Genomic DNA, 15,779 nt, shown 5'->3' on the forward strand with positions numbered 1-15,779 from the left:
CGGGGACTGTCACCGGGGACGCCTGCGGTCGGGGCCATGGACCTCCAGAAGACACTGTCCGTGGAGCTGCCGCCCGGACACGTGGTGCGCTCCGAGGAAGGCGCTCCCCTCCTGTGGCTGAGTGAGGACGCCGCGCCGTTCGGGCTGTGGTCCCTGCTGTCGGCCGAACATCCCCGCTCGGAGCTATGGCCGCTGCTGCTGGACGGAGTCCACGGCGAACCGGACCGGCCCTGGGAGTCGCAGGAGCTCTACCCCGAGCAGATCTCCTGCCCGCCCACCACGAACCGGAGGCGTTGCTCGCCCGGTGGTGGCAGGAGCACGTGGAAGGACAGGCGGATGATCCGGTTCCTGCCCCGATGTCGGTGACCGCGCCCTACGGGACGTCCTGGCCGGGACGCGCGCCTGTCGCGCCGACGGAGGACGACCCCGGGGAGAAGGCCGACGAGTGTGCCGAGATCATGGTCGAGAACGGGATGGGATCACGTCTGGGCCTGGTGCGCGCCACCTCGGGGGCTGAGGCGATGGCCGCGTCCGGATGGTCGGGGCCCCTCAACTACGACAACGACACCGCCGTGTTCGCGGCCGTCGTGGCCGACTGAGAGCGTCGCTTCGGTGTGCGCGTGCTGGGCATGGGATTCGCGACCCTGACCCTGTCCGTCGGCGCCCCGCCCACCGACCCCGCGTCGGCCCTGCATGTGGTGGCCGAGCACTTCGCGTTCTGCCCGGACAACGTCTGGCAGAACTCCGCCCGTTCCAACCTGGAGTCCTACGCGGCCTCACTCGTCGACCGTCCGGTCTGGCACTTCTGGTGGAACTGAGGGGGGCGCCGCTCACGCCCGGGGCGGCTCGGGCACCTCGGTGCCGCCCATCCACCGGGCCAGGCGGTTCCGGCTCACCGGGAGCACAGAAAAGCGGGGAAGAGATCTGTTTGCCCTGTAAACCATCTCTCTTCGCCAGCGTCACGAAACAGCGCGCGTATGATGTGCCGATATGAGGCGGAGGCGTTTACCCGGTTTCTGGTTCTTTGGCGGATGCCTTGTGGTAGGAATCTGTTATCTGTCCTCCCCGGAGGATTTCCCCCCTTCCCATGGAGGTTTTTGGTGACAACCGGATCGAACATGCCCCATGTTCCGCCAGGCCAGCCTGCACAGCCGTTCGGCTTCCCTGAGCAGCCCTCACCGGCACCTCCCGTCCGCAGGCTCGGACCCGCGCCACTCCTGGTATCCGTCGGCGTCGTTATCGGGCTGTTCTTCGGAATTGGCGGGACCCTCCTGATGAGCAGCCTCAACTTCTCCGGAAGTCCTTTCGAGGGAGCCCTCGACGCTTGTGGCCTGAAGGAGGGCACGTCCGCCCGTATCGGTGACGAAGGCCGTTCCCTGGACCTTGACCACCAGGGGCAGGACGAGAGCAGCGGGCTCCAGATCGCCAGTCTGCACTGCGTCCTCGACGAATTGGAGGCGCCCGATAGCGTGATCTCCCAGATGGAGCAGACGCGAGCCCTGGACGGGCGCCAAGAGGGCGACTGGAACGGTATCGAGGCCTCCTGGAACTACCATCCGGACACCGGTCTGGACGTGCTGCTGGCCCTCTCGTGACAAAGAACCGGGGCGGAGCGGTTCTTCGCCCCGGGCCTCCGATACCCGGTACGCCCTTCGGGGCAGGCGCGCCGCTCACGCCCGGGGCGGCTCGGGCACCTCGGTGCCGCCCATCCACCGGGCCAGGCGGTCCCGGTCCACCAGGGCCATGTGCCCCTCGCCCTCATGGGCCGCGGCCTCGGTGAACCCGTTGGTGGCCACGAACATCCCCCGGTATCCCTCGTAGCTGCTGTTCAGGACACCGATGAGGGCACGGACCTCGTTCGGCGGCACGGGGTGGTGCCACCGCTTGCACTGCACCGCGACCGCCTGCCCGTCCGGAGTCCGGCCCAGCACGTCCACCCCTCCGTCATCGGCCCCGCCGACCACGGTCACCGCGGTGTAGCCGTGCACCCGCATCAGCCGGGCGACGTGCTCCTCGAACTCCGTGCCGGACATGCGGTCGACCTCGGACAGGTCGACCAGCGCGAGCGCCCGCTCCTCCCGGGCCAGGCGCACACGCGTCCGGGCCCACCGCGCCAGGGCGGCCAGGAGCAGCGCCGCCGCGACCCACAGCAGTGGCCGCGCCGCGCTCAGCGCCACCCATGTGCCGACCATCAGCGCCACGACCAGGGCCAGGACGAGGGCGTGCCGGTGGCGCCACACGAAACGCCACTCCCTGGGCCTGGCGTTCGTCCCGCTGCCGGAGGAGGTGTTCGTCATAGGTGGGCACCTGCCCCACACGCGCGGATCGTCACACGATCCCCGGCCGCGGCCCTGTGGGGATCACCACGGCGCCACGTGCTTCCGCCGCGCGGCCCGCGGCGCCCCGGCCCGAACGTACGGGACGTCCGGGGACTACCATGACCGCGCGGTGTCGACCCCTGGTGGCGGCAACCGCCCGGGGACCGGTGTCCCGCCGCCCCGGAGTACCCACGGGAAGTAGCAGTCATGACCCTCCTCAGGAACATCGCCGACTTCGTCGGCCGGTGATTCGCCCTGCTGGTCCTCATGGGAGGGGTCGCGGGCCTCCTCGTCCCCGAACAGGCCTCCCTCCTCGCCCCGCACATCTCCCTGCTCCTGGGCGTCATCATGTTCGGCATAGGACTGACGATGCGCCCGGTGGACTTCGCCGTCGTCGCCAGACACCCCAAGGCCGTCATCCTCGGCGTCCTGGCCCAGTACACGGTCATGCCGCTCCTGGGATGGGCGATCGCCCAGGCGCTCGGCCTGCCGCCGCTGCTGGTCGTGGGCATGGTCCTGGTGGGTGCCTCGCCCGGCGGCACCGCCTCCAACGTCATCGTCTACCTCGCCCGCGGCGACGTGGCCCTGTCGGTGGCGATGACCTCGGTCTCCACCCTGCTCGCACCCCTGGCGACCCCGCTGCTGGTCCTGGGCCTGGCCGGTTCGACCCTGCCCGTCCCGGCCGGGGACCTGTTCGTCTCGATCCTCCAGGTCGTCCTGCTCCCGGTGGTCGCGGGCCTGCTGCTGCGCATGGCGGCCCACCGGTTCGTGGAGAGGGTCCTGCCGGCGATGCCGCTGGTGTCGGTCACCGGCATCGTCGTGGTGGTCGCCGCCGTGGTCGGCGCCAACGCCGACGCCGTGCTCTCCACCGGCCTCCTGGTGGCCCTGGCCGTGGTGCTGCACAACTGCGTGGGCCTGGGACTCGGCTACCTGATCGGCATGGCCGTCAAGCTGCCCGAGGCCGCCCGGCGCGCGGCCAGCGTCGAGGTGGGCATGCAGAACTCCGGTCTCGCCGCCGCCCTGGCGACCGCCCACTTCGCGCCGCTCGCCGCTCTGCCCGGTGCCCTGTTCTCCGTCTGGCACAACATGTCCGGTGCGCTCATCGCCACCTACTGGGCCCGCCGCGCCCCCGAGGACGCCTCCGTCGAGCCCGCCCAAGAGGACTCACCCCGCTCCTGAGCCCGTCCCGCCGCCCGGGACCGCCCGTCCGGGCGGCGGGATCCCGTGCCAGTGAGTCGAACCGGCTACCCGGGCGGAACCGGGTTCACACACGTCCTCCCTGGCCTGAACCGGACATCCCTCTTCTCGTGATCAATCCACAACACACGGTGACGCGTGCCAGGCTGTTGCCCATGCCAGAGCAACGCCGTCCGTTCTCCCGCCTCCGCTCCGGACTCCTCGCGTTCACCCTCGCCATGGTCCTGGGCGACCCCCACGTCCTCCTCGCACCCCGCGCTCCCGTCCCGCACACCGCGGCCGCCACCGCCCTGGTGGAGGAGAGGGAGTCCGCCCCGCGCCGGGGATCCCGCCGCGGCCGCGACCGTGCTCCCTGCCCGCGCACCTCCAGGTGGCCGCGGAGCATCATTCCCCACCCCCGCTGCCACTTCGACTGACCGCCGCCAAGGACACCCGCCACTGACCGGGCAGGTCCGCTGACCTGCCCGGCCGACCTGTCGGTGGCCCCTCTGGCGGGTCTAGCCGTCCCCGGCCGTAGCGCATGGCGGACGGCGGTACCGGACTGCGGACCGCCGCCGGAAAACGTCACCCGTGCCCGTTATGTTCTTCGTGTGCATCCCCCGGCCACGAGGAACACTCCCATGCTCACCACCCCCACCCCGATCGAAGTCGTCTTCGAATCCGCTGGCGGGATCAGGCCGATCTCTCCGCGCAGGCGGCGGTGGCTGAACCAGTCCACGTACTCGGCCACCGCGGTCTCCACCTCGTCCAGGTTCTTCCAGGGGCCGCGATTGCGGATCAGTTCGGCCTTGAACAGCGAGTGGAACGCCTCGGCCGGGGCGTTGTCGTAGGAGTCGCCGGTGGTGCCGACCGAGGCGATCGCCCCGGCCTCGGACAGGCGTTGGGCGTAGTGCACGGCCAGGTACCGCACGCCCCGGTCGGAGTGGTGGGCCAGGCCGTCGATGCGACGTCCCGCGTGCCCGCGGCTGGACACCGCCATCTCCAACGCGTCCAACGCCAGGTCGGTGCGCAGCGACCGCGACACCTGTCGGTCCACCACCCGGCGGGAGAGCACATCGATCACGAACGCCGCGTAGACCCATCCGTTGAAGGTGCGGATGCAGGTGATGTCGGCGACCCGCAACCGGTTGGGTGCCTGGGCGGTGAAGGAGCGTTCCACCAGGTCCGGGCGGGTCTCGGGAGCCGGTCCAGGCACGGTGGTGCGCGGCCCCTTGGCGCGGGTGATGCCGCACAGCCCCGCGCGTTTCATCAGGCGGTGGACGGTGCAGCGGGCCACCCGGTGGCCTTGGCGGTTGAGTTTGGCGTGGACCTTGCGCGCCTCGTAGACGCCGTAGTTGTCGGCGTGCACGGTCCGGATCTTCTCAATGGTGGCCGTATCGGTGCAGCTAGCGCAGCCACGGTGGCCGGGTCTTGGCCGCGTAGTAGGTGGACGGGGCGGTCTGCAGCACCTTGCAGAGCGGCTCGACCCCGAATTGGAACACGTGCCGGACCGTACGTATGCGCAGGTCAGGATGTCAGAGCGGCCGAAAGTAGGAAAGCTCTGTAAATCCGTTCCCGCAGCACCGCGTCGGTGAACTCCGTGAGGAAGTCCGCCACGGGGGCGGGTGTGTAGTAGGAGCCGGAGCTCTTCCGCAGCGCCGGGTCGTACCTGGTCAGAAAGGTCTCGTACAGGTTGGCGTGCGCTCTGGGGCGTCCGCGCGTCATCCGTGGCCAGTCCATCGCCTCCAGGACCCGGATGAGCGTGGGCCGGGACGGTGAGGGTCCGCACGTCCCGGGACTCGGTGAACAGGGAGAGGGCCTGCCCCAGGAAGGCGTGCCGTTTGTCCAGGAGTTCGCCGATGCCGTCAAGGTCACGGCCGCCGAAGTCCACTCCGTCCTCACGGGCCAGGATGAGGGAGAAGGTGACGGTCTGCGCGTAGACGTCGGCGAACTCCCGGTCGGGTTCGAGGTGGGGGAAGAGGAGGTCGCGCCATTCGTGTGCGAGGCGGGTGAAGGAGTCACCCCGTCCGCGAGCCCGTTCCTTGGCGAGGATCTCGGAGACCTCCTCGCGGAGCTGGGCGCACAGGCCCGCCACGCGGGTGATCAGCCGGTCGAGCCCGGGCTCGGTCTCCGGCTGCCAGAGGAGGAACTCGCGGACCAGGTCGGTGAACGCCGGGTCGACCTCGGGGAACCTTCTGCGCACGGGCACCAGGTCGGGTGTGCGGACCGTCCGCAGGACCGGGGCTCCGTGGCGCAGCAGGGACCACTCGGTCCCGTTGGTGTAGAGGACGTTCGGCAGGCTCTGGAATTTCCTCCACTGCTCGCGGTCGCGTCTGTCGGCCAACCTCTCGGGGGGAACGGGTTTCCCCGGGCGCTTGAGTTCGATGTATCCGACCCTGCTGTGCGGCCCCTGGCCGACCCCGGTGAGGTCGACCCCGAAGTCCGGTCTCGCCTGGAGCCCGGGTAGGGGGACCTCGCCGTAGACGCTGTTCGGCAGTCCCAGCGATTTCCCCATCCTCTCCACGAGCACCTTGAGGGGCGCCCGGAGTTGCTCCTCGTCCCCACCGCCGCGTCCCAGGACCCGGACGACGTCGTTGACGAAAACCTGGACTAACCGGTCGGTGACACCGTGTCTCCGGCGGGGATCCCTCCGGGGGGGGGGCGGTGCTCTGTTCGGAATCGTGCGGCAGCGCGGTCATCGGACCTCCGGGCTGGGCCATTCCAATCCGCTATCAGAAGACACGCGCCATTCCGGAAAGTCAATTGTTCGCACTAAGTCTAACTCGGGTGGATATGTCTTGTGGTTCCCGTGGGTTTTATGGGTCGAATGGAATGGATGGTGCGGTGCCGGAAGGGCTTTTCGCCGTTGCCGGACACTACTTCGAGTTCCGGTGGAGACACCCCGTGTGAGGAGTGGACCCGTGTGCAAGCCCGTGGCGGTCGCCCTGCGGCGTGACCCGAGGTACGCACCCGAAGAGCAGTTGGACCGGACACTTCCTCAGCCGCGGGCAGGACAGCTCTGGTCCGGTCATGCCCCTCGGCTTCCCTCCCGGATCGCCGCTCTCCGGCTGTCCGGCCTGGAAGTGCTACTGACGCCTACATCAGCGCCGACGACATGGTGTCGGCGCCGACCAGGACAAGGGCGGCGAGGATGAGCACACCCACCCCCAGCGGAAGGCGGAAGCGCTCCGGCGGCTGCCCCGGCCACAAGTCCGGGACCTGGGCCGGGTGGGCCTGGCTGTGCGAGTGGAAGTGGTGGTGGGCGGTGGAGCCCCCCCGCGCACCGGGGTGGAGCCGGCGTGGCCGATCGCCCCCCGGGACGTGGGACGTGGGACGTGCCCGTGACCGAGCTCCGCGCGCCATCCGCCGCCGGGCGGGAGCGCGCCGACCATGACGGCATGGCGGGGGATTCCCCTGGAGGCTACTCAGGCCTTGCGCCAGCGGAACCTGCTGTCCTCGGCCGTGGTCGTGCACTGCATGAGGGTGCCCGCGGACGTGTACCCGTACCGCCAGTGCTCGGAGCAGAACGCCCCGGGGTGTACTCCCTGTACGTGGGACGGAGCCTCCGGTTCGGGCTCCGGTTCCGGTTCGGGGGCGGGCTGTGGCTCCGGCTCCGGGGCGGGTTCGGGCTCCGGTTCCGGCTCCGGGGCAGGCTCGGGCTCGGGGCGCGGGTCCCCGATCTCGTCGGGGCACTTCTCGTCGGTGCCGACGACATACACCTTCACCTTGAGGGCGTCCCGGTAGGGCGCACTCCTCTCGGCCTCCTCGGGTCTTTGCGCGCACACCAGGTGGCCGTCGGCCTCGTCGGGCTCCGGGGCGTCGACGTCGCCGAACGCGGACGCCACCCTGACCCCGGAGATCCCCGCGCTTTCGGCCCACTCCCTGGCCTCGGAGACCGTGCCGTCGACGAAGCCGGGCAGGGTCGGCCACTCCTCCGACGCCTCGGGGTCGTCGGGGCAGTCGGTGCCCGCCGGGGCGACGTTCAGGTCGACCTCGGTGCCGTCGGCTTCCCGGGCGCACACCAGCATCGCCGAACGGTTCCACGCCGAGTCATCCCCGGCGGCGGCGAGTCCGACCTCGCCCAGGGTGAAGTCGGACCCGTCGAGTTCCTCCTCCGCGTCCGGCAGATGGAGCCCGACCAGGTCGGGCACGGTGGGGGACGGTGACTCGCTGGGGGAGGGCAGCGGCTCGGCCGCCACCGATTCCGTCTCCGTTTCTGATGGGCCGACGAGAAGCCCGATGAATAGCAGGAACAGGAATCCGGGCACGATAATGGACACGCATCCGCCGCATCCGATTCCGATTTTCGCGACGAGCGGCAGACCCGGCTTCGGGTCCGGTGGCAGGGCAGGCTGGGGAACGGTCATGGATACTCCAGAATCCACGTGGGGCAAGGCGGACAGGCACCAGGAGTCTGGAGTGCGGGCTGGTGCGACTGGCCTGTGTGAAGCTATGCCAATCGCCTGCCAGATTTGCCGGAAAAGTACAGATCATGCTGATCGTAATGTGAAGGTTACGGGGGATGGTCAGTGTGAGGCTCACCGAAAAGTCCCCGCGCGGAACCCTTTCTGTGCAGGTGGTGGGCGTCCCGCCCCGACTCGCGCACCAGGGGCCGGGGCCATCGCATCTCACGGACCCGCATGGACCCGGGTCGAGAAGGTGCGATAGAGATGTTCTCCGCCGCATCAAAATCTCTGATCGCACTCGCGGGCGGTGCTGTGCTCGCTAGGGTCGTCCTATGGCAGACGAGGACGCCGACTACCTGGCAAAGAGCCCGAGGGCGGGACGGATGGGTGCGGCGGCCGAGTACCTGATCGCGGCGACCTGCATCCTGGCCACTCGCGGAGAGCTCAACGTTTCGACCTCCCTGGTGGACGATGAGGGAGTCGACCTGGTCTTCCACCGGCGCGGAACGTCTCGCACACTGGCGGTCCAGGTCAAGGCGCGCATGTCCGATGGAAAAATGGTGCACGAAAAGGAGCTTTGTGTCGCATTTGTTCGCTCCCAGACCTTTCGCCCCCGCTCCGACCTGGATCTGCTCTTCGCGGTGATCGACCCTCAGGTGGGAGCCCTGCGGATTGCCTGGCTGATCCCGAGCAAGGAGTTCGCAGCCATGGAGCCGCCCCTCGACTCCCACCGAAGATTCCGTTTCAGCGCCTCGATGAAGACGGGTTCCCGCGACCAGTGGGTACGGTTCCGTCTTTCCCCCGACCAGCTCGCCGACCGCATTCTTCAGCGCCTCGGCCAACTGGAGGAGCGGGAACGGCCGGAGTAGGGTACGGCCCTGTCTCCGCGCGTCAGACGAAGTGCGGCACGCGTTGTTCCAGGAACAGGCGGCGAGTCCACCGGCGGTACCTGATGGCGCCATTGCGCTCACCGTGCCGGGGCGCTGGGGCTGTCAAAGCACAAGCGCTCGCAGTTGATGTGCGCATTCGTCACCCCCGGTCATCCCCTGCGACTTCCGGCTCTCCTAGCGGTACCGGTATCGGGGCTTGGGATTCTCCGTATCCCCCTCATCGGCGATGTGCTCTCGATACGCTCCCGAAGGACGGTGACGCCGAGACACAAGGGGCCCTGATGCGGGAGATCGAGACGAAGTACCGGGTGGCGGACCTGGAAGCGCTTCTGGTCGAGCTCCAGGCCGCCGGGGTGGAGCTGGGCGACCCGGTCTTCCAGGACGACCAGGCCTACGCTCCCGCAGGGTGGCGGCCCGAGACGGGCAAGGTCGGCCACACCTTCGCCCGTCTGCGCAGCCTGGACGGCGGTATGCACGTGTTCACGACCAAGACCCCGCTGGCCAACCCCATGGAGTGCGCCGAGTACGAGACGACCGTCGCGGACCGGGAGCAGATGCACGGCGCCGTCCTGGCCATGGGATTCGAGCCGAACGTGCGCATCGTCAAGCACCGGCGCACGGGGAGGGCCGGGCGGATCGGGGTGTGCGTCGACCTGGTCGAGGGTGTGGGAGCGTTCCTCGAACTGGAACTGGTCGTCGACGACGACCGCGACGACCGCGACGGCCTGGCCGTCCAGGCCGAATTGGACGCGTGGGCCCGTGGGCTCGGTGTGGAGCTGGAGCGCACCACCGACACCTACGACATCCTGGTGAGCGCCGCGGCGGTCTGAGGGCTCACCGCCCGTGAAGGATGAGCCCCACGCCGTCGAGCCGGGCGCGGGCGCCCTCGGCGGGGTCGGCGATGGTGTTCGACGGCAGCGGCTCGGGGCGGCCCACACCGTCTTCCCGACCTCGTCCGGTTCCTGTTTTCGCCTGTTCAGTCCTGCCTGGCGACGGCTATGGCGCTGTGCACTTCGTCGCCGAGGATCTGGCGCACGGAAGTGCCGGGAAGGCACGGATGCTCCGCCCAATGCGTGACCTGTTCCTCTGTGCCGCCGCCGTAGGGCTTGCGCAGCAAGTCGTCCGCGTCGGTGAAGACGTTCCTGATCTCCGCGCCCGTGCTCTCGTCCGGATGGATGCGCTGGAAGTGCTCCCAGGACCGGTTCGGCGCCGGCACTCATCACATCCCTCGAAGAAACGGATACGCTGCGGCTGGGATGACGAAGGCGCCGAACGACGGGCTGTTCCATTCGTTCCACGTGAAGACGAACAGCCCTGCCGCCAGCCCGGCGGAGAAGCCCACGACCACCGCGAGCACACAGAGCAGCCACCATCGCTTTCGGATGAACCCGTGCTCGCAACCACCGTGCGGCCGTGGGCCGTCCGGTCACACACCCACCGGAGTATTCGGATCACCCTACTGTTGACCCGGATCAGATCAGGGGCATTCGCGTGCTCTCACCACTCGCCAGCATATTGGATCATCTGTTTCCCTATGTATAAGCCTCAGTAGTCTCCGCTCGCGAACCACACGAGCGAGAACACGGACAACATGCCGAAGGCGAACGGGATACTCAGTACGGCCGCCCACACCAGGGCCACACCCCGAGCAGCCCATCCACGGCACAGCGCCAAGAGGAGCAGTGCCAGGACTCCTTCGAGGAGAAGCACGCCCAAGTGGATGTCCTCCCCACCAGAGCGCACGTACGCCCTGACGCTCACCCACAGGAAGACCGCTATCAGCCCGAGGGGGAAACCCGCGGCGAAGGCCCTGACACCCGGGACGTGCGACCTGAACCTGTTGCCGAGGAACCCCAGGAGCGCCCCCGTGATGAACCCGACGAGCACCCAGACCCAGTACTCCCGCATGTTGTAGTCGTCGGCTGTCAGGTGGGTGATGGCCAGGTGCCCGAGAACGGCGGACAGGTACGTGACCGAACCGGCGATGGCCGCCGTCCGGGAGCGGACCGCCATCCAGCCGATCAGGAACGGCGGTGTGACATAGAGGCCGACGGACCATTCCAGGAACGGGAGCCCCTCGGAACTGAGGCCGTCGACGAACACGGCAAGCGCTCCGCAGCCGAAGCCCGCTCCCACGGACAGTGCCAGGAACAGTCCCAGGTGCTGATCCAAGAAATCCCGGATGGCGGAGGGAAGCTCTTGCTGAGACCTGTTCTCCCCGCCTGCCGGGCTGTTCCGGGAAGAAGGGGTGGGGTTCGTGTTCACTGGGGGGTGCCTCCTGTCAGGACCTCGCCCAGGTAGCCGAGTGTCTCCTCGTCCGTGAAGTACCCGCTGTGGTCGGTATCCGCTTCGGGATCGAGTCGGTTGCCCAGTTCCCCTCCGGGGGTGTCTGGATCCTCGAAGAACTCATCGTGGTGTAGCGGGGTGCCGAAACCCTCGATGAGAAGCCCGAAGTCGTCTCTGGCATTCTCGATCCAGTCATCGTCTCCCTGGATGACGTGCACGTTCTCCTCGTCGACGGTGAGGTCGCTGATGTGGTCGACACTCGCTCCCGCCCCGCCGACGAAAACGAGCGAGTCGACGTCAAGACCGCCACCGATGTGAGGGTTGGCCGCGGCACCGGCGATGTAGGCACCGTAACTGTGTCCTAGCACAGTGTTGTGCGAGGGTGCATCGCCTTGGTGTGTGGCACGCAGTCCTTCCTGGAACGAGGCGAGGGCTGTGGCGCCGTCCCTCGAGTCCCAGTGGGTGGGGGGCGCGTTGTATCCCATCCAGGTGATCGAGGCGTGCTCACCGTTCGGATCGTTCTCAGCCATCTGGGCGTGAAGCGCTTCGGAGCGTTCGATCGGAGTCGCGAGAGTCCCCATGTCGTTGAACATCCCGGGGACCATGGTGGAGACATGGTCCGCCAAGTCGGGGTTGCCGGTGGAGAGAGCTGCCTGTCCTCCCCCAGGGGCAAAGGGATCGAAGTATATGAGGAACTTGTCGTCATCCCCCTTGGTGGCCTCCTGGATTTCCCGCAACTGCTCGAGAGTGAATGGATCGCCCCCAACACCGGGAGAGGAGAAGTGGCCGATTGCCTCCTCGAGCGCCGCGCGGTTCAGTTCGTTCCGGACGACGACGGGCACACCGTCCAGGTTCCGCAGGTCGTCCGGGTACTCCGACATCGCGTGTTCCCACTGGTTCGGAGCGAGGGTGGACCACCACTGCGCCACCTCCTCCGGCGTCCAGCCCTCCTGGGGTTCGAAGTCGACCGCGGGATCGGGTACGCCGCCGAAGAGGTGGATCTCCCTGCCGGTCATGAGGCCCGCGTCCTCGATGCGTTTCCAGGACGCGGCGCTCGGGCCGTTGGTCAGCGCGTCCTTGGCCTCGTCGGTCGCGTCGTCCAGGTCCGAGCGGGCCTGGGTGTGCTCGCCCAGAAGTCCCTCGCGGACCCCGTTCAGGTAGTCCACCTCGGCCTGTTCCTGGGAGACACCGCTGAACGTCAGGGTGTCGGCGCCGAGTTCCTCGATCCGGGCCAGGGCCTCACGCTTGCACTCGCTCCAGCGGAGATGCAGGTCGACGCGCACGCCCCGGTACTTCTTGACGGCGTCGGCGTAGAGGGTGAGTGTGCCCGACCCGTGGGTCAGGATCTCCGCCGCTTCCTCCCAGGTCTGGATCTCCTGGTCGCTCGCCTCCCTGATGTCCCAGGCGATCGTGTCGCTGAACTCGTTCGCGGTCGCCGAGAAGCCGGTCTCCAGGTCGGCTGACCGCCCGAGCATCGTGTTCCTGGTGGTGAGTAGGTCGGAGGCGCTGTCGCGTATGGCGCCCTCGTTCGCGTCGACGTCTTCGGGGAGCCCGAGCACCATGTATTCGGGTGACATCTGTCCTTCCCTCAGAAGTTGACCGGTCGGGGAATGGACGGAACGGCGCCCCCGTAGTCCGAGGAGGACTGGTAGTCCGTCTCGGAGATCTCGCTACCGGCGTGTCCGCCCTTCTCGGCGAGGCTCCTGCTGCTCATCACCGCAAGAAGAATGCGCTCGTTGCCTTCGATGTCGTAGTCCACCAGGGAACCGCCGAGCTCCGGTGCTCCGGAGTAGAGCGGAGAGATGTCGTTTCCGAAGTCCCGGGCGAGCGTGGCCATGCTGTCGGCCATGTCCACCGCGTTGCCAGCGGAATTCACGGCATCGCCCGGGTTCGCTCCTGCTTCGGCCATGTGCTTCTCCCGGGGGGAGGGGAAGGAGTGATTGCGCACCGATACTAACCAAGGAGAGACATCTCCGAGGTCGATGGGAGTGAACCGGAATGCACGGTTGGCCGGAGTATCTGCCCTTTCTTGGAGAGCGTCCCAGGTCAGTGGCTTTCCTGGTTCCTTCCGTGTGTAACGCGAGAGAAGGGGATGATCCTTCGTCCTTCACGAATAAGACGCCCTGGCCTGCGTGTTTTTGGTATCCGGTGCCGCGGACCGGTGTCTTGGGATATGGCCGCATTCGGCCATCCCGCACCTCCTCCGGAAGGAGGACAGCGGCCAGTACGAACCCGTGGACAACCATCGCCCGCCAGGGCAAGTGCCGACCCCTGCGGTGGTGGTCGAGCGACCAGGTCCAGGGCCAGGTGCCGCGGGCGGCACGGAGCTTGCAAGGAGTGCTGTCGAGCGTGGAAAAGGGGTTCGCTCGGTGCCGTGGGGCACTGGTGCTCGTCGGGGTACTGCTCCGATGACCGAAACTTGATTGCTAACTATATTCACAAGAAAGACGTGTATATTGGGTTTGGCGACGCCGTGGCAAGCTCTCGGTGATCATGACGGCGGTGCGGGTCTCCGGGTGACCCGGTTCGGAGGCTTGTTCCCAACAGGGCTTTGGTCCCGAAAGGGATGAGGTCCCTGTCGCTGCGTATCGGAGGACGCGGTGACGAAGAAGGAGTCCGCCCCCAAGAGCGGTCCTGCTTCCCGCCTGGCCGGTCTCGGCCATACCGGGGTGCCCTGTGGATACCCCGGTTGCGGGGACCGCAACGCGAGCGAGTCCGTGATCCGGGGGCGCGGCGACATCGACCACGACTTCGGTGGAACCTCGATGGAACCCCGCTGCACCAAGCACAGGGGCATGGAGGCTCCGCGCGCTCCCCGGCCCCGAAAGCCCCTGCCGGTCGACCCGGGGTGGAAGGCGGACCGCCTCACCCGAGGCCGACGGCCGTTGGACAAGGTGGGATCGTCCGCGGACAGGTCGGGGTTGCGCACGGGGAGGTTCGTCCCCGCTCCCAGGCCCATCGACGTTCCCGAGCTGAGCCGGATGCGCATGCGGGCGAAGGGGTTCCTGGCCAAGTAGTCGGAGCGGACGCTGGAGATCTGTGAACGTGCCCTGAAGGAGGAGCGGCGGCTCCCCACCCAGGTGGGTCAGCGGATCAGGGTGACGATGGACGACTTCCGTCGGCTCCGTCGTAAAGCGAGGGCTCGGCTGAAGGACCGCGGTCAGAGCGTGAGGGTCCCGAAACCCCGGCCGGCTCCTGTCCCCGCTCCCCGCAAGGCTCCTGGAAACCGGGACGCCTACCGTCAGCACCAGCTCTACCAACTGATGACCGGGGAGTGGACGCAGGGACGGCACCACGCACTGGCCGAAGCCTCACCTCGCCCGTATGCTGTCCGTCCTGGTGAGCGAGAGCCCCGAGCCGCTCGCCTGGGCCGGGCCAGGGCCGGTGACCCTGCCGAGGCCCGTCCAGGTGGAGCACGACGTGGTCGGCCGCGCTCGACCGTTACGCGCCTCTCACCTCGGGGAGTCCGAGGTCGCCTTCCTGGCGGCACGCCGCCTGACCTCGAAGGAGATCCGCCCACCGGCTCGGCAGCTCCCCGAACACGGTCGACAACCAGCTCACCGCCGCGTACCGCGAGCTGGGCGTGCGTGACAGGACTGAGCTGCGCGAGGTCCTGTACCCGGAGGGCGTCCCGCCCCGTCCGGGCTGAAGCGGACCCGGCCGGAACGGGCCGCGCTCGTGGCCGAGCGGTCCGAGGCGCGGTTCACCGCTCCATGAGCTCCTCGGTGCTGGTGCCGGGAAGGGCGACCGTCACCTGGGTACCCCACGGATCGCGGAGCACCACCGACCTGCCGGTGTCGGCGTGGTTCAGCCTGTGCGCCCTCAGGCGCGCGGCGAGTGCGTCGAGGTCCCGCCGCTCCGGCACGGTGACCGCCACGTCGCCGAGCCCCAGGCTCGCGGCGCGCGGACCCGCGCCCGCGCTCTGCCAGGTGTTCATCGCGACGTGGTGGTGGTAGCCGCCCGCCGCGGCGAACAGCGCACCCGGGTAGGTGTCGACCGTGGTCTCGAACCCGAGCGCGCCGACGTAGAAGGCCCTGGCGGTCTCGATGTCGCCGACCTGCAGGTGGACGTGTCCGACCTCGCCCGCCCGGCTCGGCCCCTGGGCGATGACGGCCTCGTCGAGGTGTGTGCGCAGGTAGGCGTCGGGGTCGAGGTACAGCGTGCTCATCCGCAGCCGCCCGTGGTCGTATCTCCAGGCCGACCGGTCCCGGTCGGTGTAGAGCTCGATGCCGTTGCCCTCGGGGTCGGTGAAGTAGAAGGCCTCGCTGACCAGGTGGTCGGAGGAGCCCACGAACCGGCTGCGCGGCTCCCGCGCCGCGCGGTAGACGGTCGCGGCGAGCGAGGCCGGGTCCTCGAACAGGAACGCGGTGTGGAACAGCCCAGCCTGGCGCGGGTCGACGGCGGGCAGTCCCGGGGTGGAGACCAGCCGGACCATCGGGGTCCCGCCTCGGCCGAGCACACGGTGCGTCCGGCGGCCGTGCGACCGCTCATCGATGGGTTCCATGACGAGCGCGTTCGCGTAGTAGGAGGTCATCGACTCCAGGTCGCCCACGTGCAGGGTCACGGCGTCCATGCCCGTGTCGTCGTTCAGGTGGCGCTCGTCCACGGACGGGGCGTGCGGTGCCGGCTTCGCGGTATCGGACATGGTGGTCTCCCAGGGTCGGTCCGAGGCTTCCGGCGCCTCGGAGGGTGAGCAGCCTCTG

General features: G+C 68.5%; 19 protein-coding genes. 9 read left to right on the forward strand and 10 right to left on the reverse strand.

Going from position 1 to position 15,779, the window contains the following annotated elements:
- Positions 1–36 precede the first annotated feature (36 nt).
- The 4 genes from FYX01_RS26625 to FYX01_RS12930 all read left to right on the forward strand — a co-directional run bounded on the left by FYX01_RS26625 (position 37) and on the right by FYX01_RS12930 (position 1,595).
- On the forward strand, positions 37–366 hold the full coding sequence (locus FYX01_RS26625; protein ID WP_223830428.1) for a hypothetical protein: 330 nt from the start codon (positions 37–39) through the stop codon (positions 364–366).
- On the forward strand, positions 357–599 hold the full coding sequence (locus FYX01_RS26630; RefSeq protein WP_223830429.1) for a DUF4253 domain-containing protein: 243 nt from the start codon (positions 357–359) through the stop codon (positions 597–599). Before FYX01_RS26625 ends, FYX01_RS26630 begins: the two co-directional genes overlap by 10 nt.
- A gap of 30 nt (positions 600–629) precedes the next feature.
- Positions 630–818 (forward strand): DUF4253 domain-containing protein, encoded by a 189-nt coding sequence (locus FYX01_RS26635; RefSeq protein ID WP_263363745.1) that lies wholly within the window; start codon positions 630–632, stop codon positions 816–818.
- Positions 819–1,274: 456 nt separating this feature from the next.
- A complete protein-coding gene (locus FYX01_RS12930) occupies positions 1,275–1,595 on the forward strand; it encodes a hypothetical protein (RefSeq protein WP_150240950.1) in 321 nt (106 codons plus the stop codon).
- Positions 1,596–1,670: 75 nt separating this feature from the next.
- Here the strand turns inward: FYX01_RS12930 and FYX01_RS12935 are convergent, their stop codons facing one another.
- Positions 1,671–2,297 (reverse strand): restriction endonuclease, encoded by a 627-nt coding sequence (locus FYX01_RS12935; RefSeq protein WP_150240951.1) that lies wholly within the window; start codon positions 2,295–2,297, stop codon positions 1,671–1,673.
- Between the two features lie 288 nt (positions 2,298–2,585).
- On the opposite strand from FYX01_RS12935, the gene FYX01_RS12940 reads away from it, so the two are divergent.
- Complete coding sequence (locus tag FYX01_RS12940) at positions 2,586–3,497, forward strand: bile acid:sodium symporter family protein (protein ID WP_223830431.1); 912 nt, start codon at positions 2,586–2,588, stop codon at positions 3,495–3,497.
- A gap of 173 nt (positions 3,498–3,670) precedes the next feature.
- Positions 3,671–3,931 (forward strand): hypothetical protein, encoded by a 261-nt coding sequence (locus FYX01_RS12945; RefSeq protein WP_150240952.1) that lies wholly within the window; start codon positions 3,671–3,673, stop codon positions 3,929–3,931.
- Positions 3,932–4,092: 161 nt separating this feature from the next.
- Here FYX01_RS12945 and FYX01_RS26140 read toward each other — a convergent pair whose 3' ends face one another.
- From FYX01_RS26140 to FYX01_RS12955, 3 genes are all read right to left on the reverse strand, one after another.
- Positions 4,093–5,028, reverse strand: coding sequence for an IS3 family transposase (locus tag FYX01_RS26140; RefSeq protein WP_223830453.1), 936 nt, complete (start codon positions 5,026–5,028; stop codon positions 4,093–4,095).
- On the reverse strand, positions 5,022–5,234 hold the full coding sequence (locus FYX01_RS26145; protein ID WP_317846064.1) for an N-6 DNA methylase: 213 nt from the start codon (positions 5,232–5,234) through the stop codon (positions 5,022–5,024). The genes FYX01_RS26140 and FYX01_RS26145 overlap by 7 nt, the downstream gene beginning before the upstream one ends.
- A 1,685-nt stretch (positions 5,235–6,919) precedes the next feature.
- Positions 6,920–7,693 carry a serine/threonine kinase gene (locus tag FYX01_RS12955; RefSeq protein ID WP_150240956.1) on the reverse strand — a complete coding sequence of 258 codons (774 nt, stop codon included), beginning with the start codon at positions 7,691–7,693 and terminating at the stop codon, positions 6,920–6,922.
- A gap of 539 nt (positions 7,694–8,232) precedes the next feature.
- Here FYX01_RS12955 and FYX01_RS12960 point away from each other — a divergent pair.
- Together FYX01_RS12960 and FYX01_RS12965 are read left to right on the forward strand one after the other, a co-directional pair.
- On the forward strand, positions 8,233–8,769 hold the full coding sequence (locus tag FYX01_RS12960) for a hypothetical protein (RefSeq protein ID WP_150240958.1): 537 nt from the start codon (positions 8,233–8,235) through the stop codon (positions 8,767–8,769).
- Positions 8,770–9,071: 302 nt separating this feature from the next.
- Positions 9,072–9,620, forward strand: coding sequence for a class IV adenylate cyclase (locus FYX01_RS12965; protein WP_150240960.1), 549 nt, complete (start codon positions 9,072–9,074; stop codon positions 9,618–9,620).
- Between the two features lie 146 nt (positions 9,621–9,766).
- Here the strand turns inward: FYX01_RS12965 and FYX01_RS12970 are convergent, their stop codons facing one another.
- The 5 genes from FYX01_RS12970 to FYX01_RS12985 all read right to left on the reverse strand — a co-directional run bounded on the left by FYX01_RS12970 (position 9,767) and on the right by FYX01_RS12985 (position 12,985).
- Entirely contained in the window at positions 9,767–10,006 is a 240-nt protein-coding gene (locus FYX01_RS12970) for an AQJ64_40280 family protein (protein WP_150240962.1), read from the reverse strand.
- A 3-nt stretch (positions 10,007–10,009) separates the two neighbouring features.
- Positions 10,010–10,147 (reverse strand): hypothetical protein, encoded by a 138-nt coding sequence (locus tag FYX01_RS26155; RefSeq protein WP_190394304.1) that lies wholly within the window; start codon positions 10,145–10,147, stop codon positions 10,010–10,012.
- 188 nt (positions 10,148–10,335) lie between these two features.
- Positions 10,336–10,962 carry a DUF6518 family protein gene (locus FYX01_RS12975; protein WP_150240964.1) on the reverse strand — a complete coding sequence of 209 codons (627 nt, stop codon included), beginning with the start codon at positions 10,960–10,962 and terminating at the stop codon, positions 10,336–10,338.
- A gap of 89 nt (positions 10,963–11,051) precedes the next feature.
- A complete protein-coding gene (locus FYX01_RS12980) occupies positions 11,052–12,653 on the reverse strand; it encodes an alpha/beta hydrolase (RefSeq protein WP_150240966.1) in 1,602 nt (533 codons plus the stop codon).
- Between the two features lie 11 nt (positions 12,654–12,664).
- A complete protein-coding gene (locus FYX01_RS12985; RefSeq protein ID WP_150240968.1) occupies positions 12,665–12,985 on the reverse strand; it encodes a hypothetical protein in 321 nt (106 codons plus the stop codon).
- 691 nt (positions 12,986–13,676) lie between these two features.
- On the opposite strand from FYX01_RS12985, the gene FYX01_RS12990 reads away from it, so the two are divergent.
- On the forward strand, positions 13,677–14,093 hold the full coding sequence (locus FYX01_RS12990) for a hypothetical protein (RefSeq protein ID WP_150240970.1): 417 nt from the start codon (positions 13,677–13,679) through the stop codon (positions 14,091–14,093).
- Positions 14,094–14,779: 686 nt separating this feature from the next.
- Here the strand turns inward: FYX01_RS12990 and FYX01_RS13000 are convergent.
- Positions 14,780–15,721: a VOC family protein gene (locus FYX01_RS13000; protein WP_150240972.1), complete on the reverse strand. Its 942-nt coding sequence runs from the start codon at positions 15,719–15,721 to the stop codon at positions 14,780–14,782.
- Between the last annotated feature and the right edge of the window lie 58 nt (positions 15,722–15,779).

It is taken from the genome of Nocardiopsis quinghaiensis (assembly GCF_008638365.1).
GTDB classification, from domain to species: domain Bacteria; phylum Actinomycetota; class Actinomycetes; order Streptosporangiales; family Streptosporangiaceae; genus Nocardiopsis; species Nocardiopsis quinghaiensis.